Origin of the sequence: Streptomyces rubrogriseus (assembly GCF_027947575.1) — a bacterium.
Classification (GTDB): Bacteria; Actinomycetota; Actinomycetes; order Streptomycetales; family Streptomycetaceae; genus Streptomyces; species Streptomyces rubrogriseus.
In genome coordinates this window covers 2,500,526-2,526,967 of sequence record NZ_CP116256.1, presented here as the reverse complement: position 1 = coordinate 2,526,967, position 26,442 = coordinate 2,500,526, and the positions used below count along the sequence as shown (strand labels likewise).

Sequence of the window (26,442 nt, the reverse complement as noted above, 5' to 3'; positions counted from 1 at the left end):
GGCCCTCCTGCCGTTGACCGTCCCGTGCGGGCCGATCGTAGGGGCGCGTACATGACGAGCGGGAGACCGCGGCCGGAACACGCGGGTGCGGGGGGATGTCGTGTGCGGCGGCGGCTGACGTGGCGTCGGCTTGGCGGCGGCACGCCGGGGTAGGCGAAAGGACATGGGCCCGGTGGCGTCGCCCGGGCGGCGCGCCTCACGCGGCCCGGGTGCCGTGTGTGCTTCGATCCGGGCCGTGTCCGGTGAACACGCGTCAATTTCGCGTCGATGCCGCGCCGGCCCCGGGTGACCCGGGGTGCGTGATCCCCCGGGCCGCGAGTAATGTCCTCACCTGCACAGACTCATACCGCATCCCCGACACCGGAGGGCCACGTTGTCCCGCTTCGTGTTCATCAAGGCAGTGCTCGGTCCGATCATGCGCCTGATGTTCCGCACACGGGTGGAGGGTGTGGAGAACATCCCGGGCGACGGTCCGGTGATCCTGGCCGGCAACCACCTCACCTTCATCGATTCGGTGATCATGCCCCTGACCTGCGACCGGCAGGTCTTCTTCATCGGCAAGGACGAGTACGTCACCGGCAAGGGCCTCAAGGGCCGGCTGATGGCGTGGTTCTTCACCGGGGTCGGCATGGTCCCGGTCGACCGGGACGGCGGCCGGGGCGGGGTGGCGGCCCTGATGACCGGCCGCCGCATCCTGGAGGAGGGCCACGTCTTCGGCATCTACCCGGAGGGCACCCGCTCCCCCGACGGCCGCCTCTACCGCGGCCGCACCGGTATCGCCCGGCTCACCCTGATGACGGGCGCCCCGGTCGTCCCGTTCGCCGTCATCGGCACCGACAAGCTCCAGCCGGGCGGCGCCGGTCTGCCGCGGCCGGGCCGGGTCACGGTCCGCTTCGGCGAGGCGATGGAGTTCTCCCGCTACGAGGGCATGGACCGCGACCGCTATGTGCTGCGGGCGGTGACCGACTCGGTGATGACGGAGGTCATGCGGCTGTCGGGCCAGGAGTACGTGGACATGTACGCGAGCAAGGCGAAGGCGGCGTAGCGCCGCCGACCGGCGTACGCGATACGGCGGACCGCTCGGTGAGCGGTCCGCCGTGTCGCGTTTCCACGCCCCTGAACTACGGGTGTTCCGGCCCCGGGGCTACGGGTGTTCCACCCCGTCCTCCAGGCGCTGGCCGCGCAGCAGGTACCAGGACGCCGCGGCGGCGGCCAGGAGCACGGCGGCGCCTACGCCCGCCGCGAGGGTCAGGCCGTCGACGAAGGCCTGCCGGGCGGAGTCGAGGAGCGCCTCGCCGGCGGGGCCGGGGAGGTGGGCGGCGGCCTCCACCGCGCCGCCCAGTGACTCGTGGGCGGCGTCCGGGGTGCCCGCGGGCCCGGTGAAGTCGCGGTAGACGCCGGTCACGATGGAGCCGAGCACCGCGATGCCGAGCGCGGCGCCGAGTTCGTACGCCGTCTCGGAGACCGCGGAGGCGGCGCCCGCCTGTTCACCGGGGACGCTGGAGAGGATCACGTCGGCGGTGACGGTGAACGCGAAGCCCGCGCCGAGGCCGACGACCAGCAGGGCCGCTCCGAGCAGCGGGTAGCCCGTGTGCTGGCCGATGACGGTCAGCGCGGCGAGCGCGAGACCGACGGCGGCGAGTCCGCCGGCGACCACGGCACGGACCGAGAAGCGCCGGGCCGCGCGGCCGGCGATCAGACCGGCGACCACCGCGCCGACGGCCGCGGGCAGTTCGGCCAGGCCCGCTTCGAAGGGCCGCCTGCCCTGGACGAGTTGCAGGTACTGGGAGAGGAAGAACACCAGCCCCGACAGGCCCAGGATGGTCAGCAGGTCGGCCAGGACCGCGCCGCTGAAGCCGCGGTTGCGGAACAGCCGCATGTCGAGCAGCGGGACCGGCATGGTCAGCTGGCGGCGGACGAAGCCGTAGAGCGCGGCGGCGCCCAGCAGCCCCGCGACGAGCGTGGGCCAGGCGAACCCGTGGGCGGCGGTCTCCTTGACCGCGTACACGACTCCGACCATGCCGACCAGGGAGAGGACGACGCTGAGCAGATCCCAGGGGCCCGGGTTCGGGTTGCGGGACTCGGGCAGCATCTTCACGCCGACGACGACCAGGACGGCCATCACGGGCAGGTTGATCAGGAAGACGGAGCCCCACCAGAAGTGCTCCAGCAGGAACCCGCCGACCACCGGGCCGACCGCCGCACCGGCGGAGGCGGCCGCGCCCCAGATGCCGACGGCGAGGCTGCGTTCGCGCGGGTCGTGGAAGAGGTTGCGGATCAGGGCCAGGGTGGCCGGCATCAGGGTGGCGCCCGCGACGCCGAGCAGGGCCCGGGCGAGGATCATCACCTCGGGGCTGTGCGCGTAGGCGTTGAGGACGGAGATCGCGCCGAACGCCGTGGCGCCGACGAGCAGGATGCGCTTGCGGCCGATGCGGTCGCCGAGGCTGCCCATGGAGACCAGCAGACCGGCGATGACGAAGGAGTAGACGTCGCCGATCCAGAGCAGCTGGGTGCCGGAGGGTGCCAGGTCCTCGCTGATGTAGGGGGTCGCGAGACCGAGGACGGTCGCGTCGACGGCCACCAGCAGCACGGCCAGCACCAGGACGGACAGCGCCAGCCAGCGGCCGGGGCGCTTCACCGCCTCGGTCGGGTGGACCGGCTGCAGGGTGCGGTTCATGGTTCCTCTCTCCGGAGTGCGCCGCCGAGCAGCAGCTCGACGATCATGTGGGTGAAGTCGTTGCGGGCCACGCGGCCCTCGGCCACCGCCCAGGCGCCGGAGGCCAGCAGGCCGTACAGCGCCTCGGTGAGCCAGGCGGGCGTGAGGTCGATGCGGAACTCGCCGCCCTCCTGACCCCTGCGGAACAGCTCGGTGAGCCCGGTGTCGATGCGGGCCCAGCCCTCGTTCTGCTCCTCGCCCTCGAACAGCTGGTTCTCGGTGTAGAGGAAGGCGAGCAGACCGGCGGAGGGTTCCATCTCGCGGACCAGCCGGCGCACCGCGTCGGCCGCCGGGCCCTCGTCGGTGCGGGCCGCCGCGAGGGCGGCCTCGCACTCGGCGATGCCCAGCGACTCCAGCGCCCGGACGAGGGCGTCGCGCCCGGCGAAGTGCCGGTGCAGCGTGGCCCGGCTGAGGCCGGCGGCCCTGGCGACCTCGTCCATGGTCGCGGTGGACTTCCGGGTCAGCAGGGCCGCGGCGCTGCGCAGTACCTGTTCTCGATCGACGGCCATGAGACAACGATAACCCACATGAGACAATCTTGTCTCATGTCGGGCATGCGTGACTCACCTCTCGGGGCGGTCACGGGTTCAGCGGGTCGGCGCTCTCAGTGCCAGGGCAGCTGCCCGCGGCGCTCCCAGTAGACGTGCGGGTCCTCGGCGAGTGCGCCGAGGCGCGCCACCTGGTCGTCGTCGAGGTCGACCACGGCGGCGTGCAGGTTGGAGCCGAGCTGGTTGACCGTCGCCGCGCCGGACAGGACCACACCGGCCCAGGGCTGCCGCAGGACCAGGGCGAGGGCGACCGCGTCGCAGCCCAGGGCCGTCTCCTCGGCGACGGCCTTCAGGACGCCGGGAGCGTGCGGCTCCGCGAGGCGGCCGTTGGCCATGCCCTCCTTGACGATCACGGTGAGCCCGGCCTGGTGCGCCTCGGCCAGCGCGGGTCCGGCGGAGGTGTCCAGCGCGTTGAACGTCGACTGGACGGTGCGGAAGAGGGGCTCGCCGTCGACGGTCACGGCGAGCGCGGCGCGGATGGCGTCGGCCTGGGCGGGGCCGCTGGTGGAGAAGCCGACGGTGCTGCCCTGCGCGGCGGCCTCGGCCAGCCTGGCGTGCAGCTCCTTGTCGGTGAGGGCCGGGCTGTCCGGGGTGAGCGAGTGGATCTGGTACAGGTCGAGCCGGTCGCCGAGCAGGGCGTCGGTCTCGGCGCGCTGCCGGTCGTAGGTGGCGACGCCGTGGTCCTTGACCTCGTGCCGCTCGGCCTCGGTGGACCAGTCGGCCGTGTAGGTGTAGCCCCACTTGCTGCCGACCACCACGTCGTCGACGTCGGGGCGGTCCCGGAGCCAGCCGGCCAGGAACTCCTCCGAACGGCCGTAGGAGCGGGCCGCGTCGAAGTAGCGGACGCCCTGCGCGTAGGCGGCGTCCAGGAGGTCGTGGGTGCGTTCGCGCAACGCCTCGACGGTCCGGTCGGCCGGCAGGTCCCGGTCGCGGCCGAGGTTGATGTAGCCGGGGCGGCCGACGGCGGCGAGTCCCAGCCCGATGTGACAGGTGGGGGTGGTCGCCGCGGCCAGGCGGGCGAAGGGCATCGCGGACTCCGTTCGGTCGACTGCTGGAGCTGTTGAGCTGCTGAGCTGTTGAGCTGTTGAGCTGTTGAGCTGTTGACCAACGTAACCGCGATGCCCCTCGGACACACCGGCTGCTGCTGCCTGCCGCCGCTTGCCGGCGCGGCCTGCCGCTACTTCTTGGCGTCCGCCCAGGCGTGCTGGGCCGCCACGTCCGCCTTGACCTCGGCGAGCTGGACGGCGACCGCGCCGGGCGCCGTACCGCCGCGGCCGTCGCGGGAGGCGAGGGCGCCGGGGACGTTGAGGACGGTGCGGACCTCGGGGGTGAGGTGCTCGGAGATCTTGGCGAACTGCTCGTCGGTCAGCTCGTCCAGCTCCTTGCCGTCGGCCTCGGCGACCTTGACGCACTCGCCGGCCACCTCGTGCGCGACGCGGAACGGCACACCCTGCTTGACCAGCCACTCGGCGATGTCGGTGGCGAGCGAGAACCCGGCCGGGGCCAGCTCCTCCATCCGCTCGCGGTGCACGGTGAGGGTGGCCATCATGCCGGTGAAGGCGGGGAGCAGGACCTCCAGCTGGTCGATGGAGTCGAAGACCGGCTCCTTGTCCTCCTGGAGGTCGCGGTTGTACGCGAGCGGGAGCGCCTTGAGGGTCGCCATCAGGCCGGTCAGGTTGCCGATCAGCCGCCCGGACTTGCCGCGGGCCAGCTCGGCGATGTCGGGGTTCTTCTTCTGCGGCATGATCGAGGAGCCGGTGGAGAAGGCGTCGTGGAGGGTGACGAAGGAGAACTCCTTCGTGTTCCAGATGATGATCTCCTCGGCGATCCGGGAGACGTTGACGCCGATCATGGCGGTGATGAAGGCGAACTCGGCGACGAAGTCGCGCGAGGCCGTCCCGTCGATGGAGTTGCCGGCGCTGCCGTGCTCGAAGCCCAGGTCGCGGGCGACGGCCTCCGGGTCGAGGCCGAGGCTGCTGCCCGCGAGCGCGCCCGAGCCGTACGGGGAGACGGCCGTGCGCTCGTCCCACTGGCGCAGCCGCTCCGCGTCCCGGCCCAGCGCCTGGGCGTGGGCGAGGACGTGGTGGGCGAAGAGCACCGGCTGGGCGTGCTGGAGGTGGGTGCGGCCGGGCATGGCCACGTCCGGGTGGGCCTCGGCGAGGCCAACCAGCGCGTCCTGGAGGTCGGCGATCAGCGAGCCGACGGTCCGGGCGTGGTCCCGCAGGTACATCCGGAAGAGGGTCGCCACCTGGTCGTTGCGGGAGCGCCCGGCGCGCAGCTTGCCGCCGAGGTCGGGGCCGAGGCGCTCCAGCAGCCCGCGCTCCAGGGCCGTGTGGACGTCCTCGTCGGCGATGGTGCCGGTGAAGGAGCCGTCGGCGACGTCCGCCTCCAGCCGGTCCAGTCCGGCGATCATCCGGGTCAGCTCGTCCTCGGTGAGCAGGCCCGCCTTGTGCAGCACGCGCGCGTGGGCGCGCGAACCGGCGATGTCGTAGGGCGCGAGCCGCCAGTCGAAGTGGACGGACGCGGACAGCTTCGCCAGGGCCTCGGCGGGACCGTCGGCGAAACGGCCGCCCCAGAGCCGGACGTCACCGCTGTTGCTGCTCACTTGGGTCGCTCCTCACCGTACGATCACTGTCATGCATGAGTATGCAGAACTCTGCATGTTTCGTCAATCTTGCAGGTTACCGCCGCCACCGGCGTCCCGCTCCCGCATAATCGTTAGACATGGGAAAGACTTACGAGCGCATAGACGGCAGACTCCGCGCCTTCATCGAGGCGCAGCCCCTCTTCTTCACCGCCACCGCTCCCCTGGCCGGCGACGGCACGGTCAACCTGTCCCCCAAGGGCCTCACGGGCTGCTTCGCGGTGCTCGACGAACTGACCGTGGCCTACCTCGACTTCGCGGGTTCCAACGCGGAGACCATCGCCCACCTGCGGGAGAACGGGCGGATCACCCTGATGTGGTGCGCCTTCCAGGGCCCCCCGAACATCGTGCGGGTGCACGGCCGGGGCGAACCGGTCTTCCGCGACGACCCCCGCTTCCCCGAGCTGCTCACCCACTTCCCGGACATCGACCCCACCGTGCACGGACTGCGCGCCGTGATCGTCGTGAGCGCCGAACTCGTCCGGGACACCTGCGGGTACGCCGTTCCCTTCATGGCGTACGAGAGCGACCGGGACCTGCACGGCAAGCGGTTCGCGCGGGAGGACGACGCCTCGCTCAGCGCGTACTTCACCAAGAAGGAGCACATCGCCTCCAGCATCGACGGCCTCCCCGGGCTGCCGTTGCCGCTGCCTCCCTCTACCGTCTGACCCATGCGCCCCGGTGTCGTCGCCGTCCTCGTGTCCGCCTCCCTCCTCCTGCTCGGCGCCGCCCCCGCCGACGGGTCGGCTCCCCGGCCGCTGCCGGACCGGATGGCGGACACCGGCGGCGGCACCCAGCTGATCACCGCCGTCGCACCGGACACCGGCTCGACCACCGGCACCATCACCTGGTGGGACCGCGAGGGCGGGGACCGCGGTCGCTGGGTGGCGGCCGGCTCCGCGCCGGCCCGCTTCGGCTCCGGCGGGCTCATCGAAGGGGCGACGCGCGTCCAGGGCACGAACACCACGCCGACCGGGCTGTACGACCTGCCGTACGCCTTCGGCATCGAGGCGGCACCGCGCGGCACGGCGTACCGGTACCGGCCGGTCCACGAGGACTCCTGGTGGTGCCAGGACAACGCCTCCCCCGCCTACAACCGCTGGACCGAGCCGCGCCCCGCCGACTGCGACGCCGCCGAGGCCGAGCACCTGATCACCTACTCGGCTCAGTACGCGCACGCCCTGGTCGTCGGCTTCAACTACGACCGCCCGGTGCGCGGCCGCGGCGCGGGCATCTTCCTGCACGTCGACGGGCGCGGGGCGACGGCCGGATGCGTGTCGGTGCCGAAGGAGGCGATGCGGCGGATCCTGCGGTGGGCCGATCCGGCGGAGCGCCCGCACATCGCGATCGGCACCTCGGGCGGGCCGACGGCGGTCACCCGGTACTGAACGCGGGCGGCATCGCCGGTACGGGCTGAACGCTCGACCGGCACGGCGCGTATCTGTGGGCCAAGGGTCAAGTCCCCACGGAGGAACCGTGACCACCACGCTCGCCGGCGGCCGTGCCGCCCGCCGTCAGACGATGCGGCGCATCCGTCCGCGCCGCTCCCCCGCCGTCCCCCTGCTGCTCGCCGTGTGGGCGGGCGCGGCGGGCGTGTTGTGGCTGTGGTGGCGCAACACGCCCGCCATCTCCGACGACACCGGCAGGATCCTCGGCGCCGGCCGGATCACCGGCCTGCTCGCCGGGTACCTGATGGCGCTCGTGGTCCTCCAGATGGCGCGGGTGCCTGCGCTGGAGCGGCGCGTCGGTTCCGACCGGGTCGCCCGCTGGCACGCCATGACCGGCCGCTACACCCTCTGCCTGGTCCTGGCCCACGTCTTCCTGATCATGTGGGGCTACGCGGCGCAGGCCGGCCGGGGCCTCGGCGACGTCGTCGCGCAGACGGTCGACTCCGTGAACCAGCTGCCCGACATGGGCAAGGCCGCCATCGGCACCGGCCTGCTGGTCGTCATCGGGCTCCTGTCCGTCGGCCCCATCCGCCGCCGGATCCCGTACGACGCCTGGTACCACGTGCACCTGCTCACCTACGCGGCGGTGTTCCTGACCTTCTGGCACCAGCTGACCACCGGCAACGACTTCGCCGTCGAGCCGGTCGCCGGGACGGTCTGGTACGTGCTGTACGGCTCGGTGACCGCGCTGCTGCTCTGGTACCGGGTGCTGACGCCCCTCCGGCTCAACCTGCGGCACCGGATGCGGGTGGAGGCGGTGATCGAGGAGACGCCCGGCATCGTGTCGGTGCTCATCGGCGGGCGCCGGCTGCACCGGATGGGCGCGGAGGCGGGTCAGTTCTTCCGCTGGCGGTTCCTGGCGCCCGGCATGCGGTTCAGCTCGCACCCGTACTCGCTGTCGGCGGCACCGCGCCCGGACATGCTGCGGATCACCGTGAAGGCGATCGGCGACCACAGCGCCCGGCTCCGTGAGCTGACCCCGGGCACCCGGGTGTGGGCGGAGGGCCCGTACGGCGCCCTGACCGCCCAGCGCCGCAGCCGCGGCAAGGTGCTGCTGGTGGCCGGCGGGGTGGGGATCACGCCGATGCGGGCGCTGTTCGAGACGCTGCCCGGCGCGTCCGGCGACATCACGCTGCTCTACCGGGCCAACAGCACCCAGGACCTGGCGCTCTGGGACGAGCTGGCCGGGATCGCCGACGAGCGGGGGGCCCGGCTGATGTACGCGGTCAACAGCCCGGACGGGGAGCGCCCGGACATCTCGGCGGAGACCCTGGCCCGGAAGATCCCGGACGTCGAGCGCCACGACGTCTTCCTGTGCGGGCCGCCCGGCTTCGCCCAGTCGGTGTACGAGGCACTGCGCGGCGCGGGGGTCCCCGCTCGCCGTATCCACCACGAGTCGTTCGAGATGTGAGCGACGGACATCGGGAGTCCAGGACAGATGAGGAAAAGCCACCCCGTTCGGCGTGCCGTGCTCGCCGGGGCCGCCACCGTGTCCGGGATCGTGCTGCTGCTGTCGCTGAAACCGGCGTCCGACCCGGGCGCCGGCCCGGCGGCGGGCGGCGCGGCACCGCCCGTGGCCGCGCAGTCGCCCCAGGGCGGCCGGGGCGCCGGAGCCGGCACGCTCACGGGTGACGCCGCGCAGACCCAGTACGGACCCGTGCAGGTCCGGGTCACGGTGAGCGAGGGCAGGGTCACCGGGGCCGAGGCCGTGCAGGCGCCCAGGGGCGGGCAGAGCGACCGGATCACCGCCGACGCCGTACCCAGGCTCAACCGGGCCGCCGTCACCGCGGGCACCGCCGACATCGACGCCGTGTCCGGCGCCACCTACACCAGCGCCGGGTACCGGAAGTCCCTCCAGTCGGCACTCGACAAGGCGGCCGCGGCCGCCGGCCCCGCCGGGCAGGAGTCGAGCGGCTCGGGCTCGGGCGAGGGCGGACGGGGCGCGGGCGGCGCCGGGCAGGGCACGCAGGTGCTCACCGGGGACGCCGCGCAGACCCAGTACGGACCCGTGCAGGTCCGGGTCACCGTCAGCGGCGGGAGGATCACCGGCGCCGAGGCCCTCCAGGCGCCCCGGGGCGGCCGCAGCGACCAGGTCACGGCCGACGCCGTACCCAGGCTCAACCGGGCCGCCGTCACCGCGGGCACCGCCGACATCGACGCCGTGTCCGGCGCCACCTACACCAGCGCGGGGTACAAACAGTCCCTCCAGTCGGCGCTGGACCGGGCCGGTGGCTGACACCGTGACCGGGTCCGCCGAGGCTCCCGCCGCGGTGCGTCATGCGGAGGAGGCGATGGGGACCGTCTTCTCCTTCGACGTCCGCGGCGGGGAACCCGCGGCCGTACGGGCGGCACTGGACGAGGCGGTCGCCGGGCTGCACCGGGTCGACGAGGTGTTCAGTACGTACCGGGACGGCAGCCAGATCTCCCGGCTGGCGCGCGGGGAACTGACCGTCGCCGCGTGCGCGCCGGAGGTCGCCGAGGTGCTGGAGCTGGCGGCCGAGGCGGAGCGGGTGAGCGACGGCTGGTTCAGCACCCGGTACCGGGGCCGGCTCGACCCGACCGGGATCGTCAAGGGCTGGGCCGTGGAGCGCGCCGCACGCGGGATCGCGGCGACATGCGGCGCGAGCGGGGTCAGCGTCAACGGGGGCGGGGACGTGCAGCTGCTCGGGACGCCCGGGGCGGCGCGGCCCTGGCGGGTCGGTGTGTCCGACCCGCTGCGGCCGGGCGGGCTCGCGGCGGTCGTCTCGGCGGCGGGGGTGGCGGAGCTGGCCGTGGCGACGTCCGGCTCCGCCGAGCGGGGGGCGCATGTCGTCGACCCGCGCACCGGACGCTCGGCGGTGACCGACCTGCTGTCCGTGACGGTGGTGGCGTCCCGGCTGACGTGGGCGGACTGCTGGGCGACGGCGGCGTTCGCGATGGGGTCGCGGGAGGGGTTGCGGTGGCTGGAGTCGCTGCCCGGCGTCGAGGGGCTGCTGATCACGGCGGGGGACGAGGTGCGCTGCACGGGAGGGCTGGGGGCCCGCTTGGGATGAGGTACCGGCGTGGCACTGGCCCGCGTTGGCGGGTGCCTCCCCCAGTGCCTGAACGGCCTGGGAGGTACCCCCATCGCCCACCCGTGCCGCCCCAGGCGGCACGAATGCCCGCAGGTTGCGCCGGGGGGTGACGTTATGGCCCGCCTCACTGCAACGCCCTCAGGGGCGCGGGGAACTGCGCGACCAGCCACCGACTACCCGCAGCCGGCAGATCACCGCACCGCCCCTTTCAGGCCCCGTTCTGAGCCAACCGCAGCAAGTGGTCCGCCAGGGCCTGCCCGCCCGTGGGCTCCCGGCTGATCAGCATCAGCGTGTCGTCGCCCGCGATCGTCCCCAGGATGTCGTGCAGCTCCGCCTGGTCGATCGCCGAGGCGAGGAACTGCGCCGCCCCCGGAGGGGTCCGCAGGACCACGAGGTTCGCCGACGCCTCCGCGGAGATCAGCAGCTCCGCGGAGAGCCGCCGCATCCGCTCCTCCTTCGCCGACTCCCCGAGCGGCGCCCGCGGGGTGCGGAAGCCGCCCTCGCTGGGCACCGCGTAGATGAGGTCGCCGTCGGTGTTGCGGATCTTGACCGCGTTCAGCTCGTCCAGGTCCCGGGAGAGCGTCGCCTGGGTGACGGTGAGCCCGTCGTCGGCGAGCAGCTTCGCCAGCTGGCTCTGCGAGCGCACCGCCTGCCGGTTGAGGATGTCCACGATCCGGCGGTGGCGTGCGGTGCGGGTCTGCGGCAGGGCGGGCCCTGCCGTCTGCTCGTGCTCCTGCGCGTGGCTCATCGTCGTCTCATTCTCCGGATCGTCCGTCCCCGTGGGCCGTCTCGGCGGCCTGGTCAAGGATGCCGGGCAGCGCCCCGAGGAACGCCTCCACCACGTCGTCGCCGAGGTTCAGCGCGGGCATCAGCCGTACGACATCGGGTGCGGGCGCGTTCACCAGGATTCCGGCGTCCTGAGCCGCCTGCTGCACCTGGGCGGCGAGCGGCTCGGTGAGCACGATACCCAGGAGCAGTCCGGCGCCCCGGACGTGGGCGACGAGCGGGTGGCCGAGCGCTTCGACCCCGCCGCGCAGCGTCTCGCTCTGCCGCTTGACGTTGTCGAGCAGTCCCTCGTCGGCGATGGTGTCCAGGACGGCGAGTCCGGCGGCGCAGGCGACCGGGTTGCCGCCGAAGGTGGTGCCGTGGTGGCCGGGCTGGAGCAGGTCGGCGGCGCGGCCGAAGGCGACCGTCGCGCCGAGCGGCAGTCCGCCGCCGAGGCCCTTGGCGAGGGTGACGACGTCCGGCAGGACGCCCTCGTGGGCCTGGTACTCGAACCAGTGCCCGGTCCGGCCGACGCCGGTCTGCACCTCGTCCAGGACGAGCAGCGCACCGGTGGCGGCGGTGATGGCGCGGGCCGCCTTCAGATAGCCGGGGGGCGGGACGACGACGCCGTTCTCGCCCTGGATCGGCTCGATGATCACCAGCGCCGTCTCCTCGGTGACCGCCGCGGCCAGCGCCTGCGGGTCGCCGTACGGCACGTGCGTGACGTCGCCGGGCAGCGGCAGGAACGGCTCCTGCTTGCCGGGCTGGCCGGTCAGCGCCAGGGCGCCCATGGTGCGGCCGTGGAAGCCGCCGCGGGTGGCGACCATGTGCGGCCGGCCGGTGAGCCGGCCGATCTTGAAGGCGCCCTCGTTGGCCTCGGCGCCGGAGTTGCAGAAGTAGACCTTGCCGTCGCGGCCGAAGTGCTGGAGCAGCCGTTCGGCGAGGGCGACGGGCGGCTCGGCGATGAAGAGGTTGGAGACGTGGCCGAGGGAGGCGATCTGCCGGCTCACGGCGTCCACCACCGCCGGGTGGGCGTGGCCGAGCGCGTTGACCGCGATACCGCCGACGAAGTCCAGGTACTCCTTGCCGTCGGCGTCCCAGAGCCGGGCGCCCTCGCCGCGCGCCAGGGGCAGGCGCGGCGTGCCGTAGTTGTTCATGAGGGTGCCCTGCCACCGCTCGGTCAGCTCTTCGTTGCTCACGACTCCCCCTGTTCGTCCGGCACGACCATCGTGCCGATCCCCTCGTCGGTGAAGATCTCCAGCAGGATCGAGTGCTGGACCCGGCCGTCGATGACCCGGGCGGTGGTGACGCCCCCGCGTACGGCGTGCAGGCAGCCCTCCATCTTCGGCACCATGCCGCTGGAGAGGTCGGGCAGCAGCTTTTCCAGCTCGGACGCGGTGAGGCGGCTGATCACCTCGTCGGAGTTCGGCCAGTCCTCGTAGAGGCCCTCCACGTCGGTGAGGACCATGAGAGTCTCGGCGCCGAGCGCAGCAGCGAGTGCCGCAGCCGCCGTATCAGCATTGACGTTGTAGACGTGGTGGTCGTCCTGGGAACGGGCGATCGAGGAGACGACCGGGATGCGGCCGTCTGCGAGCAGTGCCTCGATGGCGCCGGTGTCGATCTCGGTGATCTCGCCGACCCGCCCGATGTCGACGAGCTCACCGTCGATCTCGGGCTGGTGCTTGGTGGCGGTGAGGGTGTGCGCGTCCTCGCCGGTGAGGCCGACGGCGAGCGGCCCGTGCTGGTTGAGCAGCCCGACCAGTTCGCGCTGCACCTGCCCGGCGAGCACCATCCGTACGACGTCCATGGCGTCCTCGGTGGTGACGCGCAGTCCGGCCTTGAACTCGCTGACGATGCCGTGCCTGTCGAGGGCGGCGCTGATCTGCGGGCCGCCGCCGTGCACGACGACGGGCTTGAGGCCGGCGTGCCGCAGGAAGACGACGTCCTGGGCGAAGGCGGCCTTGAGGTCCTCGTCGATCATGGCGTTGCCGCCGAACTTGATGACGACGGTCTTGCCGTGGTGCCGGGTCAGCCAGGGCAGCGCCTCGATGAGGATCTGGGCCTTGGGCAGCGCGGTGTGCTTCCGCGTGGGTGCGTTGCTCGTTCCGTCGCTCATGAGGAGTACGCGCTGTTCTCGTGGACGTAGTCCGCGGTGAGGTCGTTGGTCCAGATGGTGGCGGTGGCGTCGCCCGCGGCGAGGTCGGCGACGATGTGCACCTCGCGGTAGCGCATGTCGACCAGCTCGCGGTCCTCGCCGACGCCGCCGTTCTTGCAGACCCACACGCCGTTGATGGCGACGTTCAGCCGGTCGGGCTCGAAGGCCGCGTCGGTGGTGCCGATGGCGGAGAGCACGCGGCCCCAGTTGGGGTCCTCGCCGTGGATGGCGCACTTGAGCAGGTTGTTGCGGGCGATGGTGCGGCCCACCTGGACGGCCTCGTCCTCGGTCGCGGCGTTGACGACCTCGACCCTGATGTCCTTGCTGGCGCCCTCGGCGTCCCGGATGAGCTGCTGTCCGAGGTCGTCGCAGACGGTGCGGACGGCCTCGGCGAAGGCGTCGTACTCGGGGGTGGTGCCGGAGGCGCCGGAGGCGAGCAGCAGCACGGTGTCGTTGGTGGACATGCAGCCGTCGGAGTCGACCCGGTCGAAGGTGACCCGGGTGGCGGCGCGCAGGGCGCGGTCCAGGGCCTCGGTCTCCAGGTCGGCGTCGGTAGTGATCACGACGAGCATGGTGGCGAGGCCGGGGGCGAGCATGCCCGCGCCCTTGGCCATGCCACCGACGGTCCAGCCGTCCCTGCTGACGACGGACGTCTTGTGCACGGTGTCGGTGGTCTTGATGGCGATGGCGGCCTTCTCGCCGCCGTGCTCGGAAAGCCGGCCGACGGCCGTCTCCACGCCCGGGAGCAGCTTGTCCATGGGCAGCAGTACGCCGATGAGTCCGGTGGAGCAGACGGCGACCTCGCCCGCCCCCGTCCCGAGCACGTCGGCGACCTTCTCGGCCGTGGCGTGGGTGTCCTGGAAGCCCTTGGGTCCGGTGCAGGCGTTGGCGCCGCCGGAGTTGAGGACGACGGCGGTCACCTCGCCGCTCTTCAGCACCTGCTCCGACCACAGGACGGGCGCGGCCTTGACGCGGTTGGAGGTGAAGACGCCCGCGGCGGAGCGTCGGGGCCCGGTGTTGACCACGAGGGCCAGGTCGGGGTTGCCGCTCTCCTTGATCCCGGCGGCGATGCCCGCCGCCGTGAATCCCTTCGCTGCCGTCACGCTCACGGCGCAACTCCGATCGTCGTCAGTCCGGTGGTCTCGTCGAGACCGAGGGCGAGGTTCATGCTCTGGACGGCACCGCCCGCGGTGCCCTTGGCCAGGTTGTCGATGGCGCTGATGGCGATGATGCGGCCGGCGGCGGCGTCGTACGCGACCTGCACCTGGACGGCGTTGGAGCCGTACACGGAGGCGGTCGCGGGCCACTGGCCCTCGGGCAGCAGGTGCACGAACGGTTCGTCGGCGAAGGCCTTCTCGTAGACGGCCCGGACCGACTCCGCGGTGACCCCGGGCTTCGCCTTCGCGGTGCAGGTCGCGAGGATGCCGCGCGGCATCGGTGCGAGGGTCGGCGTGAAGGAGACGGTGACCGGCTCCCCCGCCACCGCGCCGAGGTTCTGGATCATCTCGGGGGTGTGCCGGTGGCCGCCGCCGACGCCGTACGGCGACATGGAGCCCATGACCTCGCTGCCCAGCAGGTGCGGCTTGGCCGCCTTGCCCGCGCCGGAGGTGCCGGAGGCGGCGACGATCACGGCCTCGGGCTCGGCCAGCGACGCGGCGTACGCCGGGAAGAGGGCCAGGGACACGGCCGTGGGGTAGCAACCGGGCACCGCGACGCGCTTGGACCCCTCCAGCGCGGCGCGGGCACCCGGAAGTTCGGGGAGGCCGTAGGGCCAGGTGCCGGCGTGCGGGGAGCCGTAGAACCGCTCCCAGTCCCCGGCGTCCTTCAGCCGGAAGTCGGCACCCATGTCGACGACGAGGACGTCCGGCCCGAGCTGCTCTGCGACGGCGGCGGACTGCCCGTGCGGCAGCGCGAGGAAGACGACGTCGTGACCGCCGAGCACCTCGGGGGTGGTCGCCTCCAGCACCCGGTCGGCCAGCGGCAGCAGGTGCGGTTGCAGCGCGCCGAGCCGCTGCCCCGCGTTGGAGTTGCCGGTCAGGGCGCCGATCTCGACCTCGGGATGGGCCAGGAGCAGCCGCAGCAGCTCACCACCCGCATACCCACTCGCTCCGGCCACCGCCGCACGTACCGCCATGGAAAACCCTCCTCCTGGAGAGCATGACTATACGTGCCGATGCACGTTTATGCAACGCGATACGGGACGGCCCCGGGGCGCTGCCGCGGCGTCGGCTAGCCTGCCGCTTCCGGACTCCGAGCACCGTGGGGGTGGCTGTGCGTGCGTGGATCGTCGAGCTGGTCGGCGGGCTGAGGCCGTGGCAGCGCGCGGCGCTCGTCGTGTGCCTGTGCTCCCTCGCGCTTCCCCTGTGGTTCGCCGCGGGGAACACGGACCGGTACCGGCAGGGGCAGCCGACCGTGACCGAAGGGTTCGTCGACTGCGAGTGGGACGGGCCGTGCCGGGGCGCGTGGACGCTGGCGGACGGCAGCCGGGGCCGGGGCAGGATCGACGGTCTGGACTTCACCGCCGAGGAGGAGCTGGTCGAGGACATCCCGCTCTTCGGTGGCCGCGACTGGGCGGTCGCCGACCGCGGGACCCTGCTTCGGCACGCGGTGGTCCAGTACACGGTGGCTCCGGTCGGCGCGGCCCTCGTCGTGTGGATCGCCCGGCGCCGCTCGAAGTACAACCAGGAGACGACCGCGTTGATCCGGCGCTACCGCACCCCTACGCCTTGACGGCCTCCGCGATCCGCAGCGCCGCCCCGGCGGGCGTGAGGTGCGTGGTGTCGACGACCTCGGCCTCGGCGTGCAGCCAGGTGCGGGCGGCCTCGGCGTACGGCTCCAGGTACCGCAGGCGGAACGGCGAGTCCGGTCCCAGTACGCTGTCCCCCGCGATGCGTGCCCGCAGGGTCTCCTGGTCGGCGTGGAGCACGAAGTGCCGTACGGGGACCCCGTGCGCGGCGAGGCCGCCCGCGATCTCCCGCCAGTACTCCTCGACCAGGACCGTCATCGGCATCACCAGGGTGCCGCCGGTGTAGTCGAGCACCCGTCGGGCGGTCTCGACGACGAGCGGCCGCCACGGCGGCCAGTGCTGGAAGTTGTCCGTGTCGGGCAGGCCCGGTGTGATGTCCATGAGCGTCTCGCCGACCTTCTCGGCGTCGAACACCCGGGAGTCCGGGAGCAGTCGCTGCACGAGCGCGCCGGTCGTCGTCTTGCCGGCGCCGTGGGTGCCGTTCAGCCATACGATCATGGGCCCAACGCTAGCCGGGCCCGGCGGCGACGCGGTGCGCCGGTCGCCGGGCCCGGCGACGGTCAGCGCTGCCTGATCCGCAGGAACGTCACCGAGTTCGCCGGGAAGGTGTACGTGAACTCGCTCGCCGCTCCGGAGAAGGTCGAGGTCACCGGGGTCACCGGGGCGTCCGTCTCGGTGTTGACCGCGTCCTGGTCGGCGGCCAGCGTGGTGACCGCGGCCCTGGACGCCACCTTCGCGCCGCCGAGGTCCACCGCGGTGCGGGCCGCGGTGTCCTGGGCGTTGACGACCTTGACGATCAGCTCGCCGGTGCGGTCGTCGCGGGTGACGGTCTGGCGGAACGGCTCGGCCGGCTTGTCGTCGGTGAAGCTGCCCCACTCCTCGCCGTCGAGGTAGAGGGTGACCTGGCGGCCCCTGACCTCGACGTCGATGTCGTAGGCGCGGCCCGTCTCGATCGAGCCGGCCTTGGACAGCAGCGTGGACTTGCCGCCGTCGGAGGCCTGCTCCACGGCGGACTGGGTGTTGTTCCAGCCGCCCAGGTTCCACCAGTAGTAGTTGCCGGTGTCCTTGACGCCGAAGGCGACCAGGAAGCCCTCCTTGCCGGACTTCTTCGTGGCCCTCACGTGCAGGTCGTAGTCGTGCCAGGCCGGGTCGCCCGCCGTGACCATGGTGTTCTCGGCGGCCGCGTCGGTCTGGACGTACTGGCCGTCCTGGACCGTCCAGCTGCCGGCGCCCGAGTGGGCCCACCGCGAGGCGTCGCCCGAGAAGTCGTCGGACAGGAGGGTCTCCCCGTCGGCCGAGGTCACCTTCACGTCGTCGTACGCCGCGCTGGTCGCCCAGGTCGACAGGCCGACGCCGCCGGTGATGGGGCCGCTGACGTCGGGGGTGCCGGTGGCCGTGGAGGGGACGACGCGGTCGCCGGTGTTGTTCATGAACAGCTTCTGGACCTCGTAGTTGGCCGAGCCCCAGGACGCGTGGTTGTTGAACCAGATCAGGTCCGGGCTCCACTGCACGTAGTCCTCGTTGGACAGCAGCGGGGCGTAGGAGGCCAGCCTGACCACGTCGGCGTTGCGCTCGAGGCCGGTCATGAACGCGGCCTCGGCGAGGGCGTTCTTCCAGGTGTTGCCCTGGGAGGCGTACTCGCCGAGGAAGACCTTGGGGCCGTTCCGGTCGTAGGAGTCGTAGCGGTCGTTGTTCTGGAGGAACCACTGCGGGCTGTTGTAGTAGTGCTCGTCGACCATGTCGACGCCCGCGTCGCGGTTCAGCTGCCAGGCCGTGTCGAAGGTGGCGCCGGAGTCGTCGGGACCGGAGTTGGAGACGACGGTGACGTCCGGGTACTTCGCCTCGATGGCGGCGCGGAACTGCTCGAAGCGGGCGAAGAACTCCTTCGGGAGGTTCTCCTCGTTGCCGACTTCGAGGTGGGTGAGGTGGAAGGGCTTGGGGTGGCCCATCTCCGCGCGCTTGCCGCCCCACTCGCTGGTGCGGGGGCCGTTGGCGAACTCGATGAGGTCCAGGGTGTCCTGGATGTGCCGCTTCAGCAGCGCGTCGTCGTCGACGGCCTTGTTCTGGCCGCAGCCGGTGACCAGGGCGGGGACGACGGGCAGCGGCATGGCGCCGATGTCCTCGGCGAAGCGGAAGTACTCGTAGTAGCCGAGGCCGTAGCTCTGGTTGTAGCCCCAGAAGTTGGCGTTGGTGGCGCGCTCCTCGACCGGGCCGATCGTGTCCTTCCACTGGTAGGAGCGCTTGCGCTGCCAGCCGGAGTCCGCGCTGTAGTCCGCCATGGAGCCGGTGTTGACCAGGCAGCCGCCGGGGAAGCGCAGGAAGCCGGGGTGCAGGGCCTCGATCTTCTCCGCGAGGTCCTTGCGCAGGCCGTTCGGCTGGTGCCGGTAGGTGTCGCGGGGGAAGAGGGACACCATGTCGAGGGCGGCGGGGGCGGTGGTGGTGACGGCGAGGCGGCCGCGGTTGCTGGTGCGGGTCGCGGTGAAGGTGGCCGTGTACTTGCGCCACTGCCCCTTCGCCGACACCTGGCGCGCCTTCGCGAGGGTGCCCGCGGCGTCCGTGAGCGTCACGGTGAGGGTGGTGCCGTGTTCGGCCCGGGACCAGACCGAGAAGTCGTACCTCTCGCCCTTCTCGACCCGGATGCCGGTGTTGTAGCCCGCGTTGGTCACGGTGGAGCCGGCCGCCAGGGAGAGGTAGTTGCGGTTGCGCTCGTTGAGGCGGCCCTCGTCGTTCACCACCTCGGCCGTGCCGTCGGACGCCCACGCGGTGAGCGGTGTGTACGAGGCGTTGTCGGCGGTGGAGTACTCGAAGGACCGGTTCTGCACGAGTTCGGCGTACAGGCCGCCGTCGGCGGCGCGGTTGATGTCCTCGTAGAAGACGCCGTACATCGTGTCGTCGATCACGGGGCCCCGGTCGGTCGGGTCGACGGTGATCGTGTAGTCGGCGACGGCCTCCGCGTGTGCCGGGGACGGCAGCAGGGCGGCTGCCGTCAGGAGGGCGGTGACGCTGAGACCGAGTCTCCAGCGGGTGCGTGACATGGATACTCCGCGGCTCTCACCAGGTAGTCGTTCGGGATATCGGACATTGGTCAGCACTTCGAACGGCAAGATAGGGAGGGGGCCGCGGCGCGTCAATGGGTCGCGCGGCAACGAGTGGGCCGGAGCGGGAAAGCGAGTGGAAATGGGCGAGTTGTGGCCGGTGCCCGACGTGCTGGCGTACCTCGCGGGACGCTGGCGCACCGAGCGGTCGGTGCGGGATCTGGCGGGTGGCCTGGAGGGCCGATTCGAGGGGCGCACGTCCTTCGACGCGCTCGACGGCGGCGGGCTGATCGGCCGGGAGTCGGGCGCCTTCACCTGGCAGGGGGTGACCCGGCCCGCCGAGCGCACGCTGCGTTACGAGCCGGGGAGCGGGCCGGGCCGGGTGGACGTGCGTTTCGCGGACGGCCGCCCCTTCCACGGCCTGGACCTGAGCTCGGGGCACCATGTGGCCGACCACCCCTGCGCCGCCGACCTCTACCGGGGTGAGTTCACCGTTCGGGGCCCGGACCGCTGGCGGACGGTGTGGCGGGTGGGCGGCCCGGCCAAGGACCTGCTGCTCACGACGGATTACCTGCGCGAAACGCCGGATGCGTAGCACCCTGGTCCGGCGCACCGTCGAAACGGAGGCTCCACCGGCCCGCGCGGCCCGTCACGGTGGTCGTCGACAGCGGGCGGACGTCCAGGTTCCAGTAGGTTGCGGGCGGCGCCTTCAGTGCGTAGACGAGCGCGGCCCGGATCACGGAGGGCTCGGCCACGGCGACGATCCGGTCACCGTCCTCCCCGGGGCGGGTGTCGAGCCAGCCGCCCACCCGGGTGATGAACGCCAGCAGCGACTCCCCGCCGTGCGGGGCCGACCGGGGATCGGCGAGCCAGGCGTCCACGGCCGCCGGTTCGCGGGCCATGGCCTCACCGAGCGTCAGGCCGCGCCATCGCCCCATGTCGCAGTCCCGCAGGGCCAGTTGGGACAGTGGCGCGCAGCCGATGGCGTCACCGGTGGCACGGCTGCGGGGCGTGGGCGAGCAGTAGCGCAACTCGGCGGCGGCAAGCGGCAGCAGCTCGCCCGCGGCGCGCAGCGCCTCGTCCCATCCGGCCTGGTCCAGCGGCCGCTCGTCGTCGAAGCGCTCGGCGAGCAGCGGTGAGCTGCGCGCAGCCGCGACGAACGTGACCCGAAGCGCCATGCGGTGATGGTGGAGCCGGAAGGTGTCCAGGTCAAGGGTTGTTACCTGTGGGTCACCCAGGGTGTGCCACGGCTCACCGACCGAAGGCGAACGCCATCCACTGCTCCGGCCGGTCCAGCGCGGTGAACCCGAGTTTCCCGTACACCCCGTGCGCGTCGTGCGTCGCCAGCAGGATGCGCCGCAGCCCGTGGGGCGCCAGGTGCTCGCGTACGGCCGCGACCAGCGCCGTGCCGAGGCCCTTGGCCCGCACCGACGGGTCGACGTACACGTCGCACAGCCACGCGAAGGTGGCCAGGTCCGTGACCACCCGGGCGTACGCCACCTGCTCGCCGGAGACCACGTCGTACACGCCGAAGTTGAGCGAGCCCTCGACGGCCCGGTCCTGCTTCTCGCGGGTCCGCCCCAGGGCCCAGTACGCGTCGGTGGACAGCCAGCGGTGGACGCGCCCGGCGTCGATGCGGTGCGGGTCCGTGGAGATCTCGTAGCCCTCGGGGAGCCTCGGCGTGTCGGTCATGCCGGGATGCTCGCAGGGCCGGTGAGAGCCCGTCGACCGGAATATCGGGCCCGGGTCAGCCGCCCCACACCTCCTGGCAGGCGGTGCGCAGGCGCCGTACCCCTTCCGCGATCTCCCCGACGTTCGCGACGGCGGCGAAGCTCAGCCGGAAGTGGGCGGCCGGGGGTTCGGCGCTGAAGTACGGGCGGCCCGGGGTGATCGCGACGCCCGCGCGCAGGGCGGCCGAGGCGAGGGCGCTCTCTCCCCCAGAGCCGAAAGCCTGGGAGGTGCCCCCAGCGCCCTCGGGCAGCCGGGGCCACAGGTGGTAGCCGCCGGAGGGGACGTGGGCCAGGGAGATCTCGGGGAGATTCAGCCGCAGTGCGGAGGTCATCGCGTCCCGGCGGGCCTTCAGCTCGGCCGACACCGCGCGCAGGTGGCGCGGCCAGGCGGGCGAGCCGACGAGTTCCAGCGCCGCCTCCTGGAGCGGCCGGGGCACGAAGAAGGTGTCGACGATCTGAATGGCGCGCAGGCGTTCGAGGACCGGCCCGTGCGCGGCCAGGGCGCTCACCCGGAAGCTGGGCGAGGTCGCCTTGGTCAGCGAGCAGACGTGGACCACGACGCCGTCCGGGTCGTCGGCGGCGAGCGGGGCGGGCAGCGGGCCCGCGTCCTCGTGCACGAGCCGGCGCACGAAGTCGTCCTCCACGACGAACGCGCCGGCCGCCCGCGCGATGCGCAGCACCTCGCCGCGCCGCTCGGGGGCGAGCACGGCACCGGTCGGGTTCTGGAACAGGGGCTGGCAGACGAAGACCCGGGCGCCGGTCGCGCGGAAGGCGTCGGCGAGCAGGGCGGGCCGTACGCCGTCGGCGTCCACGGGGACGGGCACCGGGCGCAGGCCGGCCGCCCGTGCGATGGCCAGCATGCCGGGGTAGGTCGGGGACTCGACGAGCACGGGGGCGCCGGGCGGGGCGAGCGCGCGCAGGGCGGTGGCCAGCGCGGACTGGCCGCCCGCGGTGATCAGCACCTCGGCCGCCGTGATGGCCCCGCCGATGCCGCGCGCGAACCACTCCCGCAGCTCCGGCAGCCCCTCCATCGGCGGTCGGCCCCAGGCGCCGGGCCGCCGCCCGGCCCGGGCCAGGGCCGCCGCCATCGCCCGCTCCGGCTGCAACGAGGGGTGCAGGTACCCGCCGTTGAACTCCACGACGCCGGACGGCGGGGCGGCCAGCGAGACCAGCACCCCGGAGGCGTCCACCGAGCGCGGTACGAGGTCGGCGGCGCCGTCGGCGCTCAGCGCCACCTCCTGCCAGGAGGTGTCCCCGGCGGGTGCGGCCGAGGGGCGGGGCCGGGCACGGAAGGCGCCGGCGCCGGGCCGGGTGACGACCAGCCCCTCGGCGGCCAGCTGGGCCAGGGCGCGGGAGACCGTCACCGGGCTCACCCGGAACCGGTCGACCAGGGCACGGCTGGACGGGAGCTTTCCGCCGGGTGAGTAGCGGTCCAACTCGCGCCGCAACACGGTCACCAGGTCAGCGACGCTGCTACGCTCTTGCATGAGAGCACAGAGTAGCGCTACCGCGCCGTCCCGGATAGCAGTCGACGCCACCGGCGCGGACACCGGCGGTGCGTCCTTCGGCACCGTCCAGGCCGCCCTCGGTGTCGTCGCCTTCTCCCTCACCTTCCCCGCCACCGCCTGGGGCCTGGAGGGCTTCGGGCCCTGGTCCCTGATCGCCGTGCGCAGTATCCTCGCCGCCGCCGTCGCCGGGGCCTGCCTGGTGGTGCTGCGGGTGGCACCGCCCGAGCGGCGGCACTGGCTGGGCCTCGCGGTGGTGGGCGCCGGGGTGGTCCTCGGCTTCCCCCTGCTCACGACGCTCGCCCTGCAGACGTCGACCACGGCGCACGCCGCCGTCGTGGTGGGCCTGCTGCCGCTGACCACCGCGCTGCTGTCCGCCCTGCGCGTCGGCACCCGCCCCTCGCGCACCTTCTGGATCGCGGCCCTGGCGGGTGCGGCGGCCGTGATCGCCTTCACGGTGCAGCAGAGCGGCGGAGCGCTGACCTCGGCCGACGCCTATCTCTTCGGGGCGCTGCTGGTGTGCGCCGCCGGTTACACGGAGGGCGGCCGGCTGGCCCGGGTGATGCCGGGGTGGCAGGTCATCGGCTGGGCGCTGGTGCTGTGCCTGCCGCTGACGGTGCCGATGGCGGCGGTGGCGCTGTCCTTCGAGCCGGTGCACCTGACGGCGCACGCCGTGACCGGGCTGCTGTGGGTGGCGATCGGTTCGCAGTTCCTCGGCCTGGTCGTCTGGTACCGGGGCATGGCGGCGATCGGCATTCCGAAGGCCAGCCAGTTGCAGCTGGCCCAGCCGCTGCTCACACTGGTGTGGTCGGTACTTCTCCTGGGCGAGCACCTGCCGGTGGCCGCTCCGCTGACGGCCGCGGCCGTACTGGTGTGCATCGCGGTCACCCAGCGGGCCAGGGGTTAGCGCCCGCCCTCAGCCGCACACAGGTGAGGAGGCCTCACGGATGCACGCAACCAAGGGCGACCAGCTGGTCCAGCACGGCCGGGTGGTCGGTGAGCACGACAAGGTCGCGGAGATCGTCGAAGTGATGGGCGACAAGGGCACTCCCCCGTACCGGGTCCGGTTCGAGGACGGGCACGAGGCCGTGTGCTCGCCCGGCCCCGACTCGGAGATCCGGCACCGGGAGACCCAGCTGTAGCCCAGCGGCCGCACCCCCGCGCGCGAGCGGTTCAGCGCGGGGCGGCGGCTGGCTGCGCGTAGTGGTCGGCGGCCAGCCGCGCCATCGCGCCGCTGCGGTCGTCGGCGACGTCCTTGGCCGAGAAGTAGACGTGACCGCGGACCTCCGGGTACCGCGCGGCCAGCGTCAGGTGGCGGGAGAGTTCGGCCGGGTCCTGCCAGGCGGCGGGCTGCGCCGGGTCCCCGGACTTGTACAGCGCCTCGCCCACGTACAGCTGGGTGCGGCTGCCCCGGGCGGTCTCGGCCCACCAGGGCAGCAGCTTCGCGTAGTCGGCGCCGTCCAGGCCGATGTTCCAGTACAGCTGCGGCACGACGTAGTCGATCCAGCCCTCGCGCACCCACTTGCGGGTGTCCGCGTACAGGTCGTCGTACGTCTGCACGCCCGCGCGGGTGTCGGAGCCGCGCTCGTCGGTGGCGGCGTTGCGCCACACGCCGAAGGGGCTGACGCCGAAGCGGGCGGCCGGCCGGACGTCCTTGACGCGCTGCGCGGTCTCGCGCACCAGCCGGTCGATGTTGTCCCGGCGCCAGTCGGCCTTCGTGGCGAAGCCGGTGCCGAAGGTGGTGAAGGTGCCGCCGTCGTCGAAGCTCCGGCCCGCCACCGGATAGGGGTAGAAGTAGTCGTCGAAGTGGACCCCGTCCACCTCGTACTTCGCCACCGCGTCCATGATCGCGTCCTGGACGAACGCCCGGACCTCGGGCAGCCCGGGGTTGTAGTACAGCTGCCCGCCGTACGGCACCACCCACCCGGGGTTCTTCCGCGCGGGGTGGGAGGAGACGAGGCGGGCCGGGTCGTCGTGGGTGGCGACGCGGTACGGGTTGAACCAGGCGTGCAGGTGCAGGCCGCGGGCGTGGGCCTCCTTGACCGCCGTGCCCAGCGGGTCCCAGCCGGGGTCGCGGCCCTGACTGCCGGACAGGTACTGCGACCACGGCTCGTGTGCCGAGGGCCACAGCGCGTCGGCCGTCGGCCGCACCTGGAGGATCACCGTGTTGAGGCGGTGCCGGACCGCGTTGTCGAGGTGCTCGATCAGCTCCGCGCGCTGCTCGGCGGCGCGCAGCCCCGCGCGGGTGGGCCAGTCGCGGTTGGCCACGGTCGCCAGCCACATCCCCCGCATCCCGGCGGCGGCGCTGCGCGGGGGCGCCGGCTTCGCCGGGCCTGGGGCCGCTGCCGACGCCTCGGGCACGAGCGTGAACGCCGACAACGCCGCCACCGTGAAGGCACGGCGCGAGACACCGCCCATGGGAAGACCTCCTGAACGCTGTGGATCCGTACGGTCACGGATCGTGTACGGGGCCTCAGCATGCCCGACCCGGGAGACGGAACCGTGACCATTCGGAGGTAACGTGCTCGATCGGAGCAGGCGCCGGGGACCCGGCATGCCTGCGGCCAGCCGTGGAGTCAGCGAAAGGGACGATGTGACCGGCATCTCGGGAGATATCGCACGCGTCGGCGTGGTCGGCTGCGGTCAGATGGGGGCGGGCATCGCCGAGGTGTGCGCCCGCTCGGGTCTGGAGGTGATGGTCGCCGAGACCACCGGCGAGGCTCTGGAGATCGGCCGCACCCGGCTGTACAACTCGCTGACCAAGGCGGCCGAGCGCGGCAAGATCACCGAGGAGGAGCGGGACGCGACGCAGGCGCGACTCAGCTTCACCACCGACCTCGGCGAGTTCGCCGACCGTGATCTGGTGATCGAGGCCGTCGTCGAGAACGAGCAGGTCAAGACCGAGATCTTCCAGGTGCTCGATCAGGTCGTGACCCGGCCGGACGCGATCCTGGCCTCCAACACCTCCTCCATCCCGCTGGTGAAGCTGGCGGTCGCCACCTCGCGGCCCGACCACGTGATCGGCATCCACTTCTTCAACCCGGCCCCGGTGCAGCAGCTCGTCGAGCTGATCCCGGCGCTCACCACCTCCGAGGGCACGCTCAGCCGGGCCCAGCTGTTCACCGAGAAGGTGCTCGGCAAGCACGCGATCCGCGCCCAGGACCGCTCCGGCTTCGTGGTCAACGCGCTGCTGATCCCGTACCTGCTCTCCGCGATCCGGATGTTCGAGTCGGGCATCGCCAGCCGCGAGGACATCGACAACGGCATGGAGATGGGCTGCGCCCACCCGATGGGCCCGCTGAAGCTGGCCGACCTGATCGGCCTGGACACGGTCGCCTCGGTGGCGTACTCGATGTACGAGGAGTACAAGGAGCCGCTGTACGCCGCTCCCCCGCTGCTCCAGCGCATGGTCGACGCGGGCCGCCTCGGCCGCAAGAGCGGCTCGGGCTTCTACGCCTACGGCTGATCGCGCCCGAGCCTGTGGTGGTGCAGCAGGAGTAACGCGGCCGCCATGTTGGCGGCCGGGACCTCCCCGCGGGCGACGAGGTCGGGGACGAGCTTGAGGGGGAGCCATTCCCGGCGCTCCGACTCGAAGTCGTCCACGGGGTGTCCGACGTACGTGCCTTCCTCGGCCCAGTAGACGTGGTGCCGGGCGTCGGTGAGGCCGTTGGAGGGCTCCACGCTCATCAGGTGGTGCAGCGGTCCGGGCCGCCAGCCCGTCTCCTCCTCCAGTTCCCTGGCCGCCGCCACCGCGACGTCCTCGCCGTCCTCGACGACTCCGGCCGCCAGTTCCCAGCCCCAGCTGTCGGTGATGAAACGGTGCCGCCACAGCAGGAGGACCTCGTCGGCCTCGTTCACGACCGTGGCGGCCGCCACGGGGCGCATCCGTATCAGGAAGTGGTCGAGGTGCCGGCCGTCCGGCAGGAGGACATCGGCGAGATTGACGCTGAACCATCGATTTGAGTACACATTTTGTTCGCTCTGTTTCGCCCACTGCACTGTTCTGCCACCTTTCTTTGAGTAGGTGGCAATATCGCAGCAGCAGCGTTCCGGCAGCAGGCGTACGGGGCCGCTCACGGCGCAGGGGTGGGCGCAGG

General features: G+C 72.6%; 27 protein-coding genes. 11 read left to right on the top strand and 16 right to left on the bottom strand.

All coding sequences use genetic code 11. The features are described 5' to 3' along the window. The first annotated feature begins 373 nt into the window (after positions 1-373). Positions 374-1,045, top strand: coding sequence for a lysophospholipid acyltransferase family protein (locus tag Sru02f_RS11185; protein WP_007447704.1), 672 nt, complete (start codon positions 374-376; stop codon positions 1,043-1,045). A gap of 99 nt (positions 1,046-1,144) precedes the next feature. Here Sru02f_RS11185 and Sru02f_RS11180 read toward each other — a convergent pair whose 3' ends face one another. The 4 genes from Sru02f_RS11180 to argH all read right to left on the bottom strand — a co-directional run bounded on the left by Sru02f_RS11180 (position 1,145) and on the right by argH (position 5,869). After that, on the bottom strand, positions 1,145-2,677 hold the full coding sequence (locus Sru02f_RS11180) for an MFS transporter (protein WP_109033715.1): 1,533 nt from the start codon (positions 2,675-2,677) through the stop codon (positions 1,145-1,147). Next, entirely contained in the window at positions 2,674-3,225 is a 552-nt protein-coding gene (locus tag Sru02f_RS11175) for a TetR/AcrR family transcriptional regulator (protein ID WP_174855169.1), read from the bottom strand. The genes Sru02f_RS11180 and Sru02f_RS11175 overlap by 4 nt, the downstream gene beginning before the upstream one ends. 95 nt (positions 3,226-3,320) lie before the next feature. Then, entirely contained in the window at positions 3,321-4,292 is a 972-nt protein-coding gene (locus tag Sru02f_RS11170) for an aldo/keto reductase (RefSeq protein WP_109033713.1), read from the bottom strand. A gap of 149 nt (positions 4,293-4,441) precedes the next feature. Next, positions 4,442-5,869, bottom strand: coding sequence for an argininosuccinate lyase (argH, locus tag Sru02f_RS11165; RefSeq protein WP_109033712.1), 1,428 nt, complete (start codon positions 5,867-5,869; stop codon positions 4,442-4,444). Positions 5,870-5,988: 119 nt separating this feature from the next. On the opposite strand from argH, the gene Sru02f_RS11160 reads away from it, so the two are divergent. The 5 genes from Sru02f_RS11160 to Sru02f_RS11140 all read left to right on the top strand — a co-directional run bounded on the left by Sru02f_RS11160 (position 5,989) and on the right by Sru02f_RS11140 (position 10,388). Then, positions 5,989-6,576 (top strand): pyridoxamine 5'-phosphate oxidase family protein, encoded by a 588-nt coding sequence (locus Sru02f_RS11160; protein ID WP_109033711.1) that lies wholly within the window; start codon positions 5,989-5,991, stop codon positions 6,574-6,576. A 3-nt stretch (positions 6,577-6,579) separates the two neighbouring features. After that, complete coding sequence (locus Sru02f_RS11155) at positions 6,580-7,296, top strand: L,D-transpeptidase family protein (protein WP_109033710.1); 717 nt, start codon at positions 6,580-6,582, stop codon at positions 7,294-7,296. An 88-nt stretch (positions 7,297-7,384) separates the two neighbouring features. Next, positions 7,385-8,767, top strand: coding sequence for a ferredoxin reductase family protein (locus Sru02f_RS11150; RefSeq protein ID WP_174855168.1), 1,383 nt, complete (start codon positions 7,385-7,387; stop codon positions 8,765-8,767). 27 nt (positions 8,768-8,794) lie between these two features. Then, complete coding sequence (locus Sru02f_RS11145; protein ID WP_167469720.1) at positions 8,795-9,592, top strand: FMN-binding protein; 798 nt, start codon at positions 8,795-8,797, stop codon at positions 9,590-9,592. Positions 9,593-9,647: 55 nt separating this feature from the next. Then, on the top strand, positions 9,648-10,388 hold the full coding sequence (locus Sru02f_RS11140; RefSeq protein WP_109034124.1) for an FAD:protein FMN transferase: 741 nt from the start codon (positions 9,648-9,650) through the stop codon (positions 10,386-10,388). A gap of 229 nt (positions 10,389-10,617) precedes the next feature. Here Sru02f_RS11140 and Sru02f_RS11135 read toward each other — a convergent pair whose 3' ends face one another. The 5 genes from Sru02f_RS11135 to argC are packed head-to-tail and all read right to left on the bottom strand — an operon-like array spanning position 10,618 to position 15,463. Further along, complete coding sequence (locus Sru02f_RS11135) at positions 10,618-11,157, bottom strand: arginine repressor (protein ID WP_030190204.1); 540 nt, start codon at positions 11,155-11,157, stop codon at positions 10,618-10,620. 7 nt (positions 11,158-11,164) lie between these two features. Next, on the bottom strand, positions 11,165-12,373 hold the full coding sequence (locus Sru02f_RS11130) for an acetylornithine transaminase (RefSeq protein WP_109033709.1): 1,209 nt from the start codon (positions 12,371-12,373) through the stop codon (positions 11,165-11,167). Beyond that, positions 12,370-13,290, bottom strand: a complete 921-nt coding sequence (gene argB, locus Sru02f_RS11125) for an acetylglutamate kinase (RefSeq protein WP_109033708.1) — start codon at positions 13,288-13,290, stop codon at positions 12,370-12,372. The genes Sru02f_RS11130 and argB overlap by 4 nt, the downstream gene beginning before the upstream one ends. Continuing rightward, positions 13,287-14,438: a bifunctional glutamate N-acetyltransferase/amino-acid acetyltransferase ArgJ gene (argJ, locus tag Sru02f_RS11120; RefSeq protein WP_109033707.1), complete on the bottom strand. Its 1,152-nt coding sequence runs from the start codon at positions 14,436-14,438 to the stop codon at positions 13,287-13,289. Before argJ ends, argB begins: the two co-directional genes overlap by 4 nt. Further along, positions 14,435-15,463 (bottom strand): N-acetyl-gamma-glutamyl-phosphate reductase, encoded by a 1,029-nt coding sequence (gene argC, locus Sru02f_RS11115; RefSeq protein WP_109033706.1) that lies wholly within the window; start codon positions 15,461-15,463, stop codon positions 14,435-14,437. Before argC ends, argJ begins: the two co-directional genes overlap by 4 nt. Before the next feature lie 131 nt (positions 15,464-15,594). Here argC and Sru02f_RS11110 point away from each other — a divergent pair, with 131 nt between their 5' ends. Next, entirely contained in the window at positions 15,595-16,059 is a 465-nt protein-coding gene (locus Sru02f_RS11110) for a hypothetical protein (RefSeq protein ID WP_244941914.1), read from the top strand. Here Sru02f_RS11110 and Sru02f_RS11105 read toward each other — a convergent pair. Together Sru02f_RS11105 and Sru02f_RS11100 are read right to left on the bottom strand one after the other, a co-directional pair. After that, positions 16,049-16,573 (bottom strand): AAA family ATPase, encoded by a 525-nt coding sequence (locus Sru02f_RS11105; RefSeq protein ID WP_109033705.1) that lies wholly within the window; start codon positions 16,571-16,573, stop codon positions 16,049-16,051. The two genes, Sru02f_RS11110 and Sru02f_RS11105, sit on opposite strands and share 11 nt — an antisense overlap. A 62-nt stretch (positions 16,574-16,635) precedes the next feature. Next, entirely contained in the window at positions 16,636-19,110 is a 2,475-nt protein-coding gene (locus Sru02f_RS11100) for an alpha-L-arabinofuranosidase C-terminal domain-containing protein (protein ID WP_109033704.1), read from the bottom strand. Positions 19,111-19,252: 142 nt separating this feature from the next. On the opposite strand from Sru02f_RS11100, the gene Sru02f_RS11095 reads away from it, so the two are divergent. Then, positions 19,253-19,705 carry a DUF6314 family protein gene (locus tag Sru02f_RS11095; RefSeq protein ID WP_174855167.1) on the top strand — a complete coding sequence of 151 codons (453 nt, stop codon included), beginning with the start codon at positions 19,253-19,255 and terminating at the stop codon, positions 19,703-19,705. On the opposite strand, the gene Sru02f_RS11090 is transcribed toward Sru02f_RS11095, so the two are convergent. The 3 genes from Sru02f_RS11090 to Sru02f_RS11080 form a co-directional block, all read right to left on the bottom strand. Continuing rightward, complete coding sequence (locus tag Sru02f_RS11090; RefSeq protein WP_109033702.1) at positions 19,668-20,288, bottom strand: histidine phosphatase family protein; 621 nt, start codon at positions 20,286-20,288, stop codon at positions 19,668-19,670. The two genes, Sru02f_RS11095 and Sru02f_RS11090, sit on opposite strands and share 38 nt — an antisense overlap. A 73-nt stretch (positions 20,289-20,361) precedes the next feature. Beyond that, on the bottom strand, positions 20,362-20,802 hold the full coding sequence (locus Sru02f_RS11085) for a GNAT family N-acetyltransferase (protein ID WP_109033701.1): 441 nt from the start codon (positions 20,800-20,802) through the stop codon (positions 20,362-20,364). Between the two features lie 55 nt (positions 20,803-20,857). Continuing rightward, positions 20,858-22,327 carry an aminotransferase-like domain-containing protein gene (locus Sru02f_RS11080; RefSeq protein ID WP_167469719.1) on the bottom strand — a complete coding sequence of 490 codons (1,470 nt, stop codon included), beginning with the start codon at positions 22,325-22,327 and terminating at the stop codon, positions 20,858-20,860. On the opposite strand from Sru02f_RS11080, the gene Sru02f_RS11075 reads away from it, so the two are divergent. Further along, complete coding sequence (locus Sru02f_RS11075; protein WP_109033700.1) at positions 22,326-23,252, top strand: DMT family transporter; 927 nt, start codon at positions 22,326-22,328, stop codon at positions 23,250-23,252. The two genes, Sru02f_RS11080 and Sru02f_RS11075, sit on opposite strands and share 2 nt — an antisense overlap. A gap of 40 nt (positions 23,253-23,292) precedes the next feature. Then, positions 23,293-23,487 (top strand): DUF1918 domain-containing protein, encoded by a 195-nt coding sequence (locus tag Sru02f_RS11070; RefSeq protein ID WP_003977235.1) that lies wholly within the window; start codon positions 23,293-23,295, stop codon positions 23,485-23,487. A gap of 31 nt (positions 23,488-23,518) precedes the next feature. On the opposite strand, the gene Sru02f_RS11065 is transcribed toward Sru02f_RS11070, so the two are convergent. Further along, a complete protein-coding gene (locus Sru02f_RS11065) occupies positions 23,519-24,763 on the bottom strand; it encodes a glycoside hydrolase family 10 protein (RefSeq protein ID WP_109033699.1) in 1,245 nt (414 codons plus the stop codon). A 136-nt stretch (positions 24,764-24,899) separates the two neighbouring features. On the opposite strand from Sru02f_RS11065, the gene Sru02f_RS11060 reads away from it, so the two are divergent. After that, complete coding sequence (locus tag Sru02f_RS11060) at positions 24,900-25,811, top strand: 3-hydroxybutyryl-CoA dehydrogenase (protein WP_079032931.1); 912 nt, start codon at positions 24,900-24,902, stop codon at positions 25,809-25,811. Here Sru02f_RS11060 and Sru02f_RS11055 read toward each other — a convergent pair. Continuing rightward, positions 25,802-26,344 carry an NUDIX hydrolase gene (locus tag Sru02f_RS11055; RefSeq protein ID WP_109033698.1) on the bottom strand — a complete coding sequence of 181 codons (543 nt, stop codon included), beginning with the start codon at positions 26,342-26,344 and terminating at the stop codon, positions 25,802-25,804. The two genes, Sru02f_RS11060 and Sru02f_RS11055, sit on opposite strands and share 10 nt — an antisense overlap. Positions 26,345-26,442: the final 98 nt, after the last annotated feature.

Excerpts from the sequence above, each read along its gene's own strand:
- Sru02f_RS11180 (WP_109033715.1), bottom strand. The coding sequence starts at position 2,677 with ATGAACCGCACCCTGCAGCCGGTCCACCCGACCGAGGCGGTGAAGCGC.
- Sru02f_RS11175 (WP_174855169.1), bottom strand. The coding sequence starts at position 3,225 with ATGGCCGTCGATCGAGAACAGGTACTGCGCAGCGCCGCGGCCCTGCTG.
- Sru02f_RS11170 (WP_109033713.1), bottom strand. The coding sequence starts at position 4,292 with ATGCCCTTCGCCCGCCTGGCCGCGGCGACCACCCCCACCTGTCACATC.
- Sru02f_RS11160 (WP_109033711.1), top strand. The coding sequence starts at position 5,989 with ATGGGAAAGACTTACGAGCGCATAGACGGCAGACTCCGCGCCTTCATC.
- Sru02f_RS11155 (WP_109033710.1), top strand. The coding sequence starts at position 6,580 with ATGCGCCCCGGTGTCGTCGCCGTCCTCGTGTCCGCCTCCCTCCTCCTG.
- Sru02f_RS11145 (WP_167469720.1), top strand. The coding sequence starts at position 8,795 with ATGAGGAAAAGCCACCCCGTTCGGCGTGCCGTGCTCGCCGGGGCCGCC.
- Sru02f_RS11140 (WP_109034124.1), top strand. The coding sequence starts at position 9,648 with ATGGGGACCGTCTTCTCCTTCGACGTCCGCGGCGGGGAACCCGCGGCC.
- Sru02f_RS11135 (WP_030190204.1), bottom strand. The coding sequence starts at position 11,157 with ATGAGCCACGCGCAGGAGCACGAGCAGACGGCAGGGCCCGCCCTGCCG.
- argB (WP_109033708.1), bottom strand. The coding sequence starts at position 13,290 with ATGAGCGACGGAACGAGCAACGCACCCACGCGGAAGCACACCGCGCTG.
- argC (WP_109033706.1), bottom strand. The coding sequence starts at position 15,463 with ATGGCGGTACGTGCGGCGGTGGCCGGAGCGAGTGGGTATGCGGGTGGT.
- Sru02f_RS11105 (WP_109033705.1), bottom strand. The coding sequence starts at position 16,573 with ATGATCGTATGGCTGAACGGCACCCACGGCGCCGGCAAGACGACGACC.
- Sru02f_RS11100 (WP_109033704.1), bottom strand. The coding sequence starts at position 19,110 with ATGTCACGCACCCGCTGGAGACTCGGTCTCAGCGTCACCGCCCTCCTG.
- Sru02f_RS11095 (WP_174855167.1), top strand. The coding sequence starts at position 19,253 with ATGGGCGAGTTGTGGCCGGTGCCCGACGTGCTGGCGTACCTCGCGGGA.
- Sru02f_RS11090 (WP_109033702.1), bottom strand. The coding sequence starts at position 20,288 with ATGGCGCTTCGGGTCACGTTCGTCGCGGCTGCGCGCAGCTCACCGCTG.
- Sru02f_RS11085 (WP_109033701.1), bottom strand. The coding sequence starts at position 20,802 with ATGACCGACACGCCGAGGCTCCCCGAGGGCTACGAGATCTCCACGGAC.
- Sru02f_RS11075 (WP_109033700.1), top strand. The coding sequence starts at position 22,326 with ATGAGAGCACAGAGTAGCGCTACCGCGCCGTCCCGGATAGCAGTCGAC.
- Sru02f_RS11080 (WP_167469719.1), bottom strand. The coding sequence starts at position 22,327 with ATGCAAGAGCGTAGCAGCGTCGCTGACCTGGTGACCGTGTTGCGGCGC.
- Sru02f_RS11070 (WP_003977235.1), top strand. The coding sequence starts at position 23,293 with ATGCACGCAACCAAGGGCGACCAGCTGGTCCAGCACGGCCGGGTGGTC.
- Sru02f_RS11065 (WP_109033699.1), bottom strand. The coding sequence starts at position 24,763 with ATGGGCGGTGTCTCGCGCCGTGCCTTCACGGTGGCGGCGTTGTCGGCG.
- Sru02f_RS11060 (WP_079032931.1), top strand. The coding sequence starts at position 24,900 with ATGCCTGCGGCCAGCCGTGGAGTCAGCGAAAGGGACGATGTGACCGGC.